Origin of the sequence: Agrobacterium sp. ST15.16.024, assembly GCF_027956545.1 — a bacterium.
GTDB classification, from domain to species: Bacteria; Pseudomonadota; Alphaproteobacteria; order Rhizobiales; family Rhizobiaceae; genus Agrobacterium; species Agrobacterium cucumeris.
This window is the reverse complement of the sequence record NZ_JAQKGO010000004.1, coordinates 308,507-323,142: the sequence shown is the minus strand read 5'-3', so window position 1 is coordinate 323,142 and position 14,636 is coordinate 308,507. Positions and strand designations below refer to the sequence as shown.

The 14,636-nt window shown below is 55.3% G+C and carries 13 protein-coding genes; 11 read left to right on the top strand and 2 right to left on the bottom strand.

Annotation, left to right across the window (positions count from 1 at the left end; all coding sequences use genetic code 11):
* Window positions 1–23: 23 nt before the first annotated feature.
* Window positions 24–845, bottom strand: a complete 822-nt coding sequence (locus PL640_RS16220) for a pyruvate, water dikinase regulatory protein (protein WP_142842134.1) — start codon at window positions 843–845, stop codon at window positions 24–26.
* A gap of 408 nt (window positions 846–1,253) precedes the next feature.
* Between PL640_RS16220 and hemE the strand changes: the two genes are divergently transcribed.
* From hemE to PL640_RS16180, 8 genes are all read left to right on the top strand, one after another.
* Entirely contained in the window at window positions 1,254–2,288 is a 1,035-nt protein-coding gene (gene hemE / locus PL640_RS16215) for a uroporphyrinogen decarboxylase (protein WP_271362618.1), read from the top strand.
* Complete coding sequence (hemJ, locus tag PL640_RS16210; RefSeq protein WP_161991377.1) at window positions 2,285–2,830, top strand: protoporphyrinogen oxidase HemJ; 546 nt, start codon at window positions 2,285–2,287, stop codon at window positions 2,828–2,830. Before hemE ends, hemJ begins: the two co-directional genes overlap by 4 nt.
* A gap of 186 nt (window positions 2,831–3,016) precedes the next feature.
* Complete coding sequence (rho, locus tag PL640_RS16205; protein WP_004444236.1) at window positions 3,017–4,282, top strand: transcription termination factor Rho; 1,266 nt, start codon at window positions 3,017–3,019, stop codon at window positions 4,280–4,282.
* Window positions 4,283–4,370: 88 nt separating this feature from the next.
* Window positions 4,371–5,699, top strand: coding sequence for a tRNA uridine-5-carboxymethylaminomethyl(34) synthesis GTPase MnmE (gene mnmE / locus PL640_RS16200; protein WP_271362617.1), 1,329 nt, complete (start codon window positions 4,371–4,373; stop codon window positions 5,697–5,699).
* A gap of 62 nt (window positions 5,700–5,761) precedes the next feature.
* The gene (mnmG, locus tag PL640_RS16195; RefSeq protein ID WP_271362616.1) at window positions 5,762–7,645 is read left to right on the top strand and encodes a tRNA uridine-5-carboxymethylaminomethyl(34) synthesis enzyme MnmG; all 1,884 of its coding nucleotides are present in this window, start codon (window positions 5,762–5,764) and stop codon (window positions 7,643–7,645) included.
* Between the two features lie 11 nt (window positions 7,646–7,656).
* On the top strand, window positions 7,657–8,274 hold the full coding sequence (rsmG, locus tag PL640_RS16190) for a 16S rRNA (guanine(527)-N(7))-methyltransferase RsmG (RefSeq protein WP_142842138.1): 618 nt from the start codon (window positions 7,657–7,659) through the stop codon (window positions 8,272–8,274).
* A gap of 19 nt (window positions 8,275–8,293) precedes the next feature.
* Window positions 8,294–9,088 (top strand): ParA family protein, encoded by a 795-nt coding sequence (locus PL640_RS16185; protein ID WP_271362615.1) that lies wholly within the window; start codon window positions 8,294–8,296, stop codon window positions 9,086–9,088.
* A 30-nt stretch (window positions 9,089–9,118) separates the two neighbouring features.
* Complete coding sequence (locus PL640_RS16180; protein WP_271362614.1) at window positions 9,119–10,000, top strand: ParB/RepB/Spo0J family partition protein; 882 nt, start codon at window positions 9,119–9,121, stop codon at window positions 9,998–10,000.
* A 62-nt stretch (window positions 10,001–10,062) separates the two neighbouring features.
* Here the strand turns inward: PL640_RS16180 and PL640_RS16175 are convergent, their stop codons facing one another.
* Window positions 10,063–10,263, bottom strand: a complete 201-nt coding sequence (locus PL640_RS16175; RefSeq protein WP_142842141.1) for a DUF1674 domain-containing protein — start codon at window positions 10,261–10,263, stop codon at window positions 10,063–10,065.
* A gap of 119 nt (window positions 10,264–10,382) precedes the next feature.
* Between PL640_RS16175 and htpX the strand changes: the two genes are divergently transcribed.
* From htpX to PL640_RS16160, 3 genes are all read left to right on the top strand, one after another.
* Window positions 10,383–11,342, top strand: coding sequence for a zinc metalloprotease HtpX (gene htpX, locus PL640_RS16170; RefSeq protein ID WP_271362612.1), 960 nt, complete (start codon window positions 10,383–10,385; stop codon window positions 11,340–11,342).
* Window positions 11,339–12,739: an RsmB/NOP family class I SAM-dependent RNA methyltransferase gene (locus PL640_RS16165; RefSeq protein ID WP_271362611.1), complete on the top strand. Its 1,401-nt coding sequence runs from the start codon at window positions 11,339–11,341 to the stop codon at window positions 12,737–12,739. Before htpX ends, PL640_RS16165 begins: the two co-directional genes overlap by 4 nt.
* A 124-nt stretch (window positions 12,740–12,863) precedes the next feature.
* Window positions 12,864–14,531 (top strand): heparinase II/III family protein, encoded by a 1,668-nt coding sequence (locus PL640_RS16160; protein ID WP_271362661.1) that lies wholly within the window; start codon window positions 12,864–12,866, stop codon window positions 14,529–14,531.
* Window positions 14,532–14,636 lie beyond the last annotated feature (105 nt).

Sequence of the window (14,636 nt, the reverse complement as noted above, 5' to 3'; positions counted from 1 at the left end):
TGCTCCGAATGGTGAGATTCGGATTATCGTGTCCTTTGGCGAAGGGCAAGGATGGCAGCGGCCGTTTCCTCAATGGAACGGCGTGTGACATCGATCAGCGGCCAATTGTTGCGGGCGCAGAGCGAACGGGCATATTTCAGCTCTTCCATGATGGTGGCGCGATCCGTGTAGCGGCCGCTGTCAAATCCGCCCGTCACACCGAGTTCGCGGTTCTCGCGCACCTGCGATATGCGGTCTGACGTCGCGACAAGACCAACGATCAGCGGGCGGGTGGCTGCATAGAGGCTATCGGGCAGGGGCACATTGGGAACAACAGGTATATTCGCGGTCTTTATTCCCCGGTTGGCGAGGTAGATGCTGGTTGGAGTTTTTGACGTGCGGCTGATGCCGATGATGACGATATCGGCCTCATCATAGGTTTCCGGCATTTGCCCGTCATCATGATCCATGGCGAAATTGAGCGCTTCGATCCGCGCAAAATAATCGGCATTCAACGCATGCTGCGCCCCCACCCGTCGTCGCGATGGCGCACCGAGATAGGTCTGGAAAATGCCGATGATCGGTTCAAGGACATTAACGCAGGGGACGCCGATCGCATGGCAGCGCAGATCCAGGAACTCGGCCAGCTGCTGGTCGACGATGGTATAAAGAACAATGCCCGGTTCCTTGTCGATGAGATCCACGACCTGGCCGAGCTGTTTCTGGTTCCTGATCATTGGATAAACATGTTCCACCGGCATTGAGGCATGGAACTGGGCCGAGACGGCGCGACCCGCCGACATGAGAGTCTCTCCCGTTGAGTCCGAAATCAGGTGCAGATGGAAGAAACTTTTTTTGTTCTCCACGCTGTTTTTCTCCCGCTGTTGATAAACCGGGACAAACTTCAAAATTGTCCTGAGGGCCGAGCTGCGACGTGAATAAGGTGGTGTTTTTCCACAATCCGCAAGTGGCTGCAATCCTGCCCGGCGTGCCTGTGAATTACTGGAAGAATGTAAAACTGTTCAAACTTTTCCCCAGATTATCCACAGATGGGATGATTTCAGTTGGAAATCTAAAGTACTGAAATTATTTTGAAAATATCTGTTTTCCCATTTAGCTTGTGATGCTGCGCCGAGCAATATCCGTTGGTGCTCATCAAACCCTGCGGCTGCGGCATTTCGACTGGAATGATTTTAATCCTTGCTACCCACAGACTCTAAGAAATAGAAAATCTTTTAAATCTCTTTGATTTTATTTTTTAGAAGTTGGGTGCCATGAGCGAACGCAAGGTAATGATGGTGTTGAACGGGCAGACGGTCACACCGCCACCCATATGGCTGATGCGTCAGGCGGGACGCTATCTTCCGGAGTACAGGGAAACGCGAAAGAGCGCGGGAAGTTTCCTTGATCTCTGTTATAATCCCGAGCTGGCAAGTGAAGTGACCCTTCAGCCCATTCGCCGGTTCGGGCTTGATGCCGCCATTCTCTTTTCCGATATACTGGTGATACCGGATGCGCTTCATCGCAATGTATCCTTCAGCGAAGGAAAGGGTCCGGCCATGGATCCGATCGATGTACGCGGCATCGAGAAGCTGGATTCGACGGATGTGATGGCGCATCTTGCGCCCGTTTTCGAAACCGTTTCGCGTCTGCGCAAGACGTTGCCGGATGAAACGACGCTTCTTGGCTTCTGCGGTGCGCCCTGGACAGTTGCGACCTATATGATCGCCGGCCATGGGACACCGGATCAGGCGCCAGCGCGGCTGTTCGGGTATCAGGAACCCGCAGCCATGGAAAAGCTGCTGGCTTTTCTTGCCGATGTTTCCGCCGATTATCTGGTGGCGCAGATCGATGCCGGTGCTGATGCGGTGCAGATTTTCGATTCCTGGGCCGGCGTGCTCGGTGAAAAGGAATTCGAGGAATATGCGGTAAAACCGGTTGCCCGTATTATCGCATCGGTGCGTGCTCGCCGGCCCTCAGCAAAGATCATCGCTTTCGCCAAGGGTGCCGGTTATCTTCTCAAGGATTATCGTCGTAAAACGGGCGCAGATGCCATCGGGCTCGACTGGTCTGTGCCGTTGACCTTCGCCCGGGACTTGCAGAAGGAAGGCCCTGTGCAGGGCAATCTGGACCCGATGCTGATGGTGGCGGGCGGCAGGGCGTTGCAGGATGGCATCGATGCGGTGCTGCAGGCGCTCGGACAGGGCCCACTGATTTTCAATCTCGGCCATGGCATCACGCCGCAGGCCGACCCGGAAAACGTTGCAAGACTGGTGCAGCGGGTGCGTGCTGGCGGAGCCGTGGTATGAGCGAGGAGAAACAGACCTCCGCCCGCTCCGGAAACAGGGCAGCCCTGCGGGCTGGTATCGCACTCGGTGTCTTTGCGGTTTTTGTTGCGCTGTTGTTTTACGCCGATCCAGCCGATCTCTATCTCTGGATCAAGGCGCTGCATATCATCGCGGTCATTTCCTGGATGGCGGCGATTTTTTATCTGCCGCGGCTCTTCATCTATCACACCGACGCGCCCGCCGGTTCGCAGCAATCCGAAACCTTCAAGGTGATGGAGCAGCGCTTGATCAAGGTGATCATGAACCCGGCGATGATGATAAGCTGGATATTGGGGCTTTATCTGGGATGGTCGGTTTATGGTTTTTCGGGCGGCTGGTTACACGCGAAAATCGGGCTGGTCGTGCTTCTAACAGCCACTCACGTTTATTTCACCCGCAGCGCCAGACGTTTCGCGAGGGATGAAAACACCCGACCTGCCCGTCACTGGCGGTTGATGAACGAGGTTCCAACCGTGCTGATGATCCTCATTGTCATACTTGTGGTTGTGAAACCGTTTGGTTAAGGGGTTTTCACGATAAATTTCGCGGAATTCGTGCTTTCCTCTTGCAGCGACCGTATTCAGTCGCTATTTTCAGGCCACTCATCTTCGTGGCATGTGAATTATTCAGTCATCTGCGGCATTTCCCACAGCATCTGATTCGCGAACACGCCCTCCCCCGACATTACATTATTAGACGGTCTTCCCTTCATGGCTGAAATGAAGCTTCAGGAACTTAAGAGCAAATCGCCTACCGACTTGCTGACTTTTGCCGAATCCCTGGAAGTTGAAAATGCGAGCACCATGCGCAAGCAGGAGCTTATGTTCGCAATCCTCAAGGTTCTCGCGAGCCAGGACATCGAAATCATCGGCGAAGGTGTCGTTGAAGTCCTTCAGGATGGTTTCGGGTTCCTGCGATCCGCAAACGCAAACTACTTGCCCGGTCCGGACGATATTTATATTTCCCCCTCGCAAATCCGCCGCTTCTCTTTGAAGACCGGTGACACTGTCGAGGGACCGATCCGTGGCCCCAAGGAAGGCGAGCGTTATTTCGCGCTTCTGAAGGTGAACACGATCAATTTCGATGATCCGGAAAAGATCCGTCACAAGGTTCACTTCGACAATCTTACGCCGCTCTACCCGAATGAGCGCTTCAAGATGGAACTGGATGTCCCGACATCGAAGGATCTGTCGTCGCGCGTGATCGACCTGGTAGCACCACTCGGCAAGGGCCAGCGTGGTTTGATCGTCGCGCCGCCGCGTACCGGTAAAACGGTTCTGCTGCAGAACATCGCGCACTCCATCACGGCGAACCATCCGGAATGTTATCTGATCGTTCTCCTGATCGACGAACGCCCGGAAGAAGTCACCGACATGCAGCGCTCGGTTAAGGGCGAGGTTGTTTCCTCCACCTTCGACGAACCGGCTGTCCGTCACGTCCAGGTCGCTGAAATGGTCATCGAAAAGGCGAAGCGTCTTGTCGAACATGGCCGTGACGTTGTGATCCTGCTCGACTCCATTACCCGTCTCGGCCGCGCCTATAACACTGTTGTTCCCTCTTCCGGCAAGGTTCTGACCGGTGGTGTGGATGCCAACGCCCTGCAGCGCCCGAAGCGCTTCTTCGGCGCTGCGCGTAACATCGAAGAAGGCGGTTCGCTGACGATCATCGCAACGGCACTTATCGACACGGGCAGCCGCATGGATGAAGTGATCTTCGAAGAGTTCAAGGGTACCGGCAACTCGGAAATCGTGCTTGATCGCAAGGTTGCCGACAAGCGTATCTTCCCGGCTCTGGATATTCTCAAGTCCGGTACCCGCAAGGAAGACCTGCTGGTGCCGCGTCAGGACCTGCAGAAGATTTTTGTTCTGCGTCGTATTCTTGCGCCGATGGGAACGATGGATGCCATCGAGTTCCTGATCGACAAGCTGAAGCAGACCAAGAACAATTCCGATTTCTTCGAATCGATGAATACCTGATCCGGAGTTTAGCCGGATTCATCTGAAAACCTTGAAGCCGCGTCCGTTTATTCGGATGCGGCTTGACTGTTTTAAACCGAGGTGAGTGATGCCAGCTTCCGCCGATACGATCTATGCGCTTTCAAGCGGCGCTCTGCCGGCGGGCGTTGCCGTGATCAGGATCAGTGGTCCCCAAGCATTCCTAGCTCTAACGACGCTGACAGGTCGAGAAATCCCGTCACCAAGGCGGGCTGTTTTGAGTTCGATTCGGGATCGAAACGATGAAATCATTGATCAGGCACTGATCCTCGCTTTTCCTGCGCCAAATTCCTTCACGGGTGAAAACTGCGTCGAGATACACAGCCATGGTAGCCGCGCGGTGCTCGCCTCAGTTTTTGCCGAGCTGGAGAATTTGGAGGGGTTTCGTCCTGCGGATGCCGGTGAATTTTCCCGCCGCGCTTTTGAAAACGGCAAGATGGACCTTCTCGAAGTCGAAGGGCTGGCCGACCTGCTACAGGCGGAAACCGAAATGCAGCGGCGCCTTGCGGTGGAACAGAGCACCGGAAAGCTTTCCGCGCTCTACGATGGCTGGGCAGGTCGCTTAACGCGTGCCCGTGCCTTGATTGAAGCGGAGCTGGACTTCGCCGATGAAGACGATGTACCGGATTCGGTCGCAACTCAGGTGTGGGAGGCGATGTCGCAGTTGCGGGGGGAGATTGACGATCATCTTCGCCAGGGTAATGGTGGCGAAATCATCCGTGATGGGTTTAAGGTCGCATTGGTGGGTGAGCCGAATGCCGGTAAATCCACTCTGCTTAATGCTTTGAGCGGCCGTGATGTTGCGATCGTTACCGATATAGCGGGCACAACGCGAGACGTCCTGAGTGTCGATATCAATCTGGATGGTTATCTTGTCCGGATATTCGACACCGCAGGTATTAGGGAGACCGAGGATGTCGTGGAACAGGAGGGCGTGCGGCGAGCGAAGTTAACAGCTGAGAATGCGGATCTCATTTTGCTGCTTCAGGATAACGATTCGCCCCCGAAACAATCCTTCATTTCGTTTGGTAATGCGCGTCACCTCTATCTGCGCACGAAGTCGGCTCTCTCTACAGATTCCGCAGAAAATGCCTTTGACCTTTCTATCTCTGCCAAAGAGGGACATGGGCTGGATGAATTGCGAGCGGTGATCACCCAGGAGATCAGGAACCGGGTTGGTACTGGCCAGACGCTGGTTCCAGCCCGCGCCCGTCACAAAAAACGGCTTGAAGAGACGCTGAACTATGTTAGTGATGCGCTGGATTCCGAAGCCATGGACCTTGCGATAAGGTCAGAATATTTACGGCTTGCGGCGACATCGCTTGGGCGCATAACCGGCCGTGTTGATGTGGAGGATCTGCTGGGCGTAATCTTCTCGGAATTCTGCATAGGAAAATGATTCACGTGAAACATTGGCTACCGCGGTGGCTATGTGGATGATTTAGGATAAGGCGCAGGGACATGCACCAATCATATGATGTCATAATTATTGGCGGTGGCCACGCCGGCAGTGAAGCCGCCGCCGCCGCCGCGCGTCATGGTGCAAAAACTGCCCTCATCACCCATAAGCGCGAGACGATAGGCGTGATGTCCTGTAACCCCGCAATTGGCGGTCTTGGCAAGGGGCATCTGGTTCGTGAGATTGATGCGCTTGACGGCTTGATGGGCAGGGTCGCTGATGCTGCCGGCATCCAGTTCCGTATGCTTAATCGTAAAAAGGGTCCGGCCGTTCGCGGGCCGCGGACGCAGGCTGACAGGCGACTTTACCGCGAGGCGATGCAGCGTGAAATCGACGCGATTGAAAATCTGACGATTATCGAGGGCGATGCCTTCGATATCGAGATGGCGGATGGGCGTGTCTCCGCGGTTATTATGGCGAATGGTAGCCGGATTCCGTGTGGTGCGGCTGTTTTGACCAGCGGCACTTTTCTGCGTGGCCTGATTCATATCGGTTCCGAAAAGATTCCTGCCGGTCGTGTCGGCGAAAAGCCATCCGTGGGTCTCTCCGAGACACTTTCTCGTCTTGGCTTGGTCATGGGGCGGTTGAAAACCGGCACGCCTGCCCGGCTCGATGGTCGCACCATTCACTGGGATGCCGTCGATCGACAGGGGGCGGATGAAGATCCGGTGCCTTTTTCCTTCATGACGGATCGGATTCTCAACCCGCAGATCGAGTGTGGCGTAACCCGCACGACGCCGGCCGGTCATAGGATTATCCAGGACAATATTCATCTTTCAGCGATGTATTCCGGGCAGATCGAGGGCGTTGGCCCACGCTATTGCCCGTCCATCGAAGATAAGATCACTCGTTTCGGGGAGCGGGATGGGCATCAGATATTTCTAGAACCAGAGGGTCTGGACGACCACACTATTTATCCGAACGGTATCTCAACCTCCCTTCCCGCTTCCGTGCAGGAACAATTTATTCGTACGATACCAGGGCTCGAACAGGTCACTATTCTTCAGCCCGGTTACGCCATCGAATATGACTATGTCGATCCGCGGGAGCTCAAGCCCTCGCTTGAATGCCGCAAAATTCCCGGCCTGTTCCTGGCGGGGCAGATCAACGGCACCACTGGTTATGAAGAAGCCGGCGCTCAGGGTCTTGTTGCGGGGCTGAACGCTTCTCTTTATGCTAGCAATACCGATCCGCTCTATTTCAGCCGAACGGAATCCTATATCGGCGTCATGGTCGATGATCTGACCTCGAAGGGCGTAAGCGAACCCTACCGGATGTTTACATCGAGGGCCGAATACCGGCTTTCCCTGCGTGTGGATAATGCCGATTTGCGGCTGACGCCAATTGGCCAAAAAGCCGGGATTATCGGTTCCAAGCGCGAAAAGCGCTTTGAGGCATTTATTGCTGATCTGGAAGCGGGTCGTGAGCTGATGAAGGCAGCGACCATCAGCCCTTCCCAGGCGGCGAAACAGGGATTGAAGCTCAATCAGGATGGTCAGCGCCGTTCCGTTTATGAATTGCTCGCTTACCCTGATATAACACTGGATGTTCTTACGCAGCATTGGCCGGAGCTGCAGTCGCTTCGCGGCAAGGTTGCGGAAACTCTGGAAATTGAAGCAAGTTATGCGGTTTATATGCAGCGGCAGAGCGCGGATATTGTTGATATCAAACGGGATGAAGACAGGAAAATCCCGGATGATTTCGATTTCCAAAGTCTCTCAGGTCTTTCCAATGAACTGAAACAAAAGTTGGAAAAGGTCCGCCCCGAGAACATTGCGCAGGCTGCACGTGTTGACGGTATGACGCCGGCTGCTATATCGCTGCTGCTTGCCCTACTGCGAAAAAGTTCCGCTGGGCAAGGCGAAAAATTACGCATGCACCAATAGCGAGTCGGATTATGAAGATAAACGGCCAGAGTGTTTCACGTGAAACACATGAGAGGCTCGAACACTTTGTCGAGCTTTTTAAGAAGTGGAATAAAACCACCAACCTGGTCGCGCCCTCCACTCTCACAGAGCTTTGGAGCAGGCATGTGGCCGACAGCGCCCAAATATTCCAGCTCTCTCCCAAGGTACAACGATGGGCTGACTTAGGCAGCGGCGGCGGTTTTCCGGGCGTTATAACCGCTATCTTTCTCGCGGAACTCGGGGATGGTTGGGTAGATCTGGTCGAAAGCAACAATAAAAAGGCTGCATTTTTGCGGATTGCCCTAAAGGAAACCGGGGCGAGAGGTAGCGTTCATCCGATAAGGATCGAAAAAGCGCCTGAAATTGTCAAAACCTGCGATGCCGTTTCCGCGCGAGCACTGGCCGAGCTTGATCTGCTTTTCGACTATATTCATCCCTGGGCGCAGAATAATCCAAACCTCAAGGCCTATTTTAATAAAGGCCGGGATTATGATTCCGAAGTGCAGAAAGCGCATGGTCGCTGGCAGTTTGATCTGGTAAAACATCAGAGTGCCATTGAGGCAGATTCTGTTGTTCTTGAAATCAGCAACCTCACTTTGAGACGCTGACAAGCTGGCCAGGTGCGGCATGACTTTTGAAAAAAACCGGATTATCGCAGTCGCAAACCAGAAAGGTGGGGTTGGAAAAACAACGACCGCCATTAATCTGGCAACGGCGCTGGCTGCTATTGGTGAGCGCGTACTGATCGTTGATCTGGACCCGCAGGGAAATGCCAGCACGGGGCTGGGGATTGACCGCAAGGAACGTAAACTTTCTTCTTACGATCTTCTGGTGGGCGATCACACCATCGGCGAAGTCGCCGTTCCGACGGCAGTTCCAAATCTCGATATTGTGCCGTCGACCATGGATTTGCTCGGTTTCGAGATGCAGGTTGCCAATGTTTCCAACCGGGTCTTTCTGTTGCGCGCGGCCATGGAAACGCAAGAGGCAAGAGATTATTCCTATATTCTTGTCGATTGCCCGCCCTCTTTCAATCTTCTGACCATGAACGCCATGACGGCCGCCCACTCTGTGCTGGTGCCGCTGCAGTGTGAGTTCTTTGCTCTGGAAGGTCTTAGCCAGTTGCTGGATACTGTCAGCCAGATCCGCGGCTCGGTTAATCCGCAGCTTGATATACAGGGTATTGTTCTGACGATGTTTGATGCGCGGAACAATCTTGCGCAGCAGGTTGTTACGGATGTGCGAACTCATTTGGGAGAAAAGGTTTACCACACGCTTATTCCGCGTAATGTTCGTGTGTCAGAAGCGCCGTCCTATGGTAAACCGGCAATTCTTTATGATCTGAAATGCGCTGGTAGCCAGGCTTATTTGCAGTTGGCATCGGAAGTGATCCAGAGAGAGCGGCTGCGCAAAGCCGCCTGACGTCTGCCGGAATGTATGGAGTAATATCTTATGAGTGATGATCTTTCCAAGCGTCGACTCGGGCGCGGTCTTGCTGCATTGATCGGCGAAATGGATCAGCCTATGCCAGTGGGCGAGCCGCAGCGCACCGTCAATGCTGACCGCACCATTCCGATTGAATTCATCGCTCGCAGCCAGAGAAATCCAAGACGTCATTTCGACGAGAATGAATTGCAGGATCTGGCCGCATCCATTCGCCAGCATGGAATTGTGCAGCCTGTGGTCGTGCGGACGGTTGCAGCCAACCGTTACGAGATTATTGCCGGTGAAAGACGCTGGCGTGCGGCGCAGCTGGCTGGTTTTACCGATGTGCCTGTCATCGTTCGCGATGTGGACGACCGCACGGCACTGGAGCTGGCCATTGTTGAGAACGTTCAACGTTCAGACCTGAACCCGCTTGAAGAGGCGATGGGTTATGAACAGCTGATCGCCGAACACGGCTATACCCAGAATGATCTCGGCGAGATTATTGGCAAGAGCCGTAGCCATGTTGCAAACAGCCTTCGGCTTTTGAAACTTCCTGATCCGGTACGGGATATGCTTGCAGACGGTTCCTTATCCGCAGGTCACGCGCGGGCGCTTGTTTCCACGTCTGATCCGGCAAATCTGGCGCGGACGATCGTCTCCAAGGGATTGTCGGTGCGTGATGCTGAGCGTCTGGCGCAGAACGATATCAAGTCACAGGGTGACGTTACGGAGAAGCGGCCGGCGGCTGAGAAGGATTCTGATACGGTTGCGTTGGAGCGCAGCCTGTCGGACGCCCTGGGGCTTGATGTGAAGATCAGCCACAAGGGTGGTTCGGGGCAAATCCGCATTGGATACCGGACGCTTGAACAGCTGGAAGCGGTCTGCCGGCTTCTGGAACAAAAATAGTCAACTATCTGTTTTTGTTGATAAATACCCGCTTAAGGCGGGTATTTTCGTTTTGGCGCGGCTCAAAAGTCGATTGCACGGCCTTTTATTTCATAGTCGCCGAAACGAACGGGTTCGGCACCGCCGCGGCCGCCTGTTTCCGGCGGCAATTGAAGGTCTGCCTGTTGCCGGCGTCTCTCTTCGGCTTCTTTCAGGGCGCGTTCAGCTGCCGGCGATAGCCGTCTCGGCGTTTCCGCGCCGTTGTCATTATCCGCATCTTGCATGAGAAATCCTCCCTATGACGGGATATTGAAATATGTTTGGCGCTTACCAGATTATATAATCAATTGGGGTTTAGAAACCCCACAATGATTTCTGATGAACGACAAGGAGATTTTAACGGATGAACATGATGCGCACGGCAATGCTTCTGGCCTTCATGACGGCATTGTTCATGGGTGTCGGTTTTCTGATCGGCGGCAAGGGCGGCATGATGATTGCCCTTCTCATTGCCGCGGGTATGAACCTCTTCTCCTATTGGAATTCGGATAAAATGGTCCTCTCCGCCTATCGCGCGCGGGAGATTGACGAGGCCAATGCACCCGAATTTTTCCACATGATCCGCGATCTCTCGCACAATGCCGACCTGCCGATGCCGAAGGTCTATATTTACGATAGCCCCCAGCCCAACGCCTTTGCGACAGGACGTAACCCGCAGAACGCCGCAGTGGCGGCCTCCACGGGTCTGCTGGAGCGTCTTACCCCGGAAGAAGTGGCCGGCGTTATGGCGCATGAGTTGGCGCATGTGCAGAACCGCGACACGTTGACTATGACGATCACGGCCACGCTGGCGGGTGCTATCTCCATGCTCGGTAATTTCGCTTTCTTCTTTGGCGGCAACCGCGAAAATAACAATAATCCGCTCGGCTTTATCGGTGTGCTGGTTGCGATGATCGTTGCGCCGCTCGCCGCGATGCTGGTGCAGATGGCAATCAGCCGTACGCGGGAATATTCCGCCGACCGCCGCGGTGCGGAAATCTGTGGGAACCCGCTGTGGCTTGCCTCGGCGTTGCAGAAAATCTCCGGTATGGCGCAGCAAATTCACAATGACGATGCCGAGCGCAACCCGGCAACAGCGCACATGTTCATCATCAACCCCCTCTCCGGTGAGCGCATGGACAATCTCTTCTCCACGCATCCGAATACGGAAAACCGCGTGGCAGCGCTGCATGCCATGGCACAGGAGTTTTCCCCGCGAGCATCGACGCCGTCGCCATCGGGTGGTAGACCTCTGCGCAAATCAGGCTCCGTTCCCAATACGGGACGAAGCAACGAAAACGAGCGCAAGGGACCGTGGTCTTGACATCCGATATTCAGAATAAGCCGGCCCGGTCCAAAAAAACGAGATCTGGACAAGCGAGACCGGGACAAGGCAGGGGCCGCGAAGACGGCCCTTCGTCGTTCGAGGATAAGCCAGGCCTTGCTGCGCGCATCGCCGCGACTCGAATTCTCGCTGCCGTTCTGGAAAAGAAGACCTCGCTTGATGGCATGCTGGATAGCGAAAATGGCAATCCGGTCTATCGGGCGCTTTCCATTGCGGACAGGGCGTTGGTGAGAGCCATCGTCAACAGTGCGCTTCGCCACCTCCCCCGCCTTGAGACGGCATTGTCGATGCTGCTTGACGGGCCGCTGCCACAGGGTGCGCGATCGCTGCAACATGTACTTGTCGTCGGCGCGGCGCAGATGCTTTATCTCGATGTCCCCGATCACTCCGCCGTCGATCTGGCGGTGGAACAGGCGCATCGTGACCCCCGCAACAAGCGTTTCGTGAAGCTGGTCAACGCGGTTCTCAGGCGGCTTGGCCGGGAGAAAACGGAAATCGAGCAAGCCATTGCCGACGTGCCGGTGTTGCCGGACTGGTTCTATGCGCGGCTTGTTTCCGCTTATGGCGATGACGTGGCACAACGGATTTCCGAAGCGCAGCTGACGCCGTCCTCCATTGATCTTACAGTCAAGACCGATCCGACCCTGTGGGCGGAAAAGCTGGGCGGCACCGTTTTGCCGAATGGCAGTGTGCGCCTTGGAGATTTCGAAGGCCAGATTCCCTCGCTTGAAGGTTTTGCCGAGGGCGCCTGGTGGGTGCAGGATCTCGCCGCCAGCATGCCGGTGCGGCTGCTGGGCGATATCTCCGGCAAGCGTGTTGCCGATCTTTGTGCCGCCCCAGGCGGTAAAACGGCCCAGCTGGCGCTGGCGGGCGCTAAAGTGACGGCGCTGGATCAGTCCGGCAATCGTTTGCGACGCCTCAGGGAAAATCTCGACCGGCTTGGCCTCCATGCCGAAACGGTGGAGGTGAACATGTTGAAGTACCAGCCGGAGCAACTGTTTGACGCTGTTCTTCTCGATGCGCCCTGTTCATCAACCGGGACGCTGCGCAAACATCCCGATGTCTGCTGGACCAAGGATGAAACGGACATTGCCAAACTTGCGGCTCTTCAGGGCCAGATGTTGCGGCATGCACTGACATTGGTGGGGTCTGGCGGTATCGTTGTGTTCTCCAACTGCTCGCTTGATCCTTCGGAAGGCGAAGAGATGATTGCGCAGGTTCTGGCGGAAAATCCAGATGTGGAGCGTATTGCCGTTCGCAAGGAAGACTGGCCGGGAATGGAATCGGCTGTCAGCTCCGAGGGTGATCTGCGAACGACGCCGGATATGTTCGGCGGTGTCGACGGGTTTTTTAGCAGTGTCTTGCTTAAGAAGTAGAAAAAAGCGAAGCTTTCGCGAATCATTGATATTTATCGATAATGTTCCGGTCATCGCGGTTCACTGATAAAAACAAAACATGTGAAGCGGGAAACACAGCTTGTTAGGGTCCTTTGCAGGCAGCATGAATGCGGCCGGTCTTCTTTCACGGATGGCGTATCGTCATCTGTGTGTCGGCCTCACACCTTTGCGTCTGCATGTGTCGCGGTTTGCCAATCGTGTTCCAGATGGTCTGGTGGCGGCACCGACGGATTTGAGGGCTATCGATCCTTATTTTGCCGAGGAATTGCTTCGTGGGCGGATTGCGCTTGCCGGTCGCGTCGTGGAAACGGGCGGCCTTTCGCCCTTTCAGGTGGATTATCCCTCGCTTGTTTTTGAGGAGCGGCTACACGCCTTCGGGTGGTTGCGGCATATCCGCTCCGACAGGTCGAGTGAGGCTTGCAAGCGGGCGCGTCGCATCGTTGCCGAATGGATTGCCCTGAACGGCAGGCGTGTTACCGGGACAGGCTGGTCTCCGGAGATCGCGGCCCAGCGGCTGATCGCCTGGCTGTCCCATTCGCCCGTCGTTTTATTCGAGGCCGATGCCGGCTTTTATCGCCGTTTCCTCAAAAGTCTCGCCTTTCATGTGCGTTATCTGGACAGGATCGTCAAACATGCGCCGGATGGCGAGACGCGGCTGCGGATCAGGATTGCGCTTGCCATGGCCTCCATCGCCATGCCCACACGCCTTTCTCGCATCACCCGGCATGGAATGAAGCTGGCTCAGGAAATGGAGCGCCAGATCTTGCCCGATGGTGGGCATGTGTCCCGTAATCCGCGGGTCATGCTGGATCTACTGCTCGATCTTCTGCCGCTTCGGCAAAGTTATATCAATCTTGGTCACGATCTGCCCTCCGGGCTGGTGCCGGCGATAGACCGGATGTTTCCGGCGATCCGGTTTTTCCGGCATCAGGGTGGTGATCTGGCGCTGTTCAACGGTGCAACGGCGACACTTGCCAATGAGCTTGTCTCCGTGCTGCGTTATGACGAAACCGCCGGTCGGCCTTCGAAAATGTTGCCGGATGTCAATTACCATCGGCTTGCGACAGATGAGACCGTCATCATCGTCGACACGGGGTATCCCGGTTCGGCAGAGCTTTCCCGTAGTGCCCATTCGGGTTGCCTGTCTTTTGAAATGTCCTGCGGCAAGAATCGGTTCATCGTCAATTCGGGCTTTCCGAAAAACGCAGCTCCGGAATATCAGCGAGCCAGCCGGTCAACGGCCGCCCATTCCACCGTCACGCTTGCAGACACGTCGTCTTGCAGGCTGTCGCGCTCGAGATTGCTTGGGCCGATCATGATTTCCGGCGTCAGCCAGGTGGATAGCGAGCGTGGAACTGATGGAAACGGCAACGACGTCCTGCGGGCGTCGCATGATGGCTATCTGCAGAACTTTGGCTGCTATCATGAGCGGGAAATCGAGTTAAATGCGGCCGGCACGAAAATCAAAGGCCGTGACCTGCTCAGAGCCGACGAGAATACGACGAAGACACAGTCACAGCTGATCTCAGCGGTTTCGCGTTTCCATATCCATCCTCATATTCAGTTGCACCAGCGGGATGAGGAGTCGGTTTATCTGGAAGCGGCGGATGGAACCACCTGGCTGTTTTCGGCGCCTGGGCTGGAGGTTTTCGTGACGGAAGATGTGTTCATGGCTGATGCGTCCGGCATGCGGCCTTCGCAACAGATCGAGTTGCCCTTCAATCTCGCCAATACGCGGGAAATCCGCTGGATCATCGAACGCAAGGCCTGAGCCGTATCTCGTCCCGCAATCGGGGCGATTTAGCACGAAAACTGCCGATAGATTTCACCCTCCGTCATCCCCGCTGTTTATTAATCCGGTAAGCTGTGTTAACGC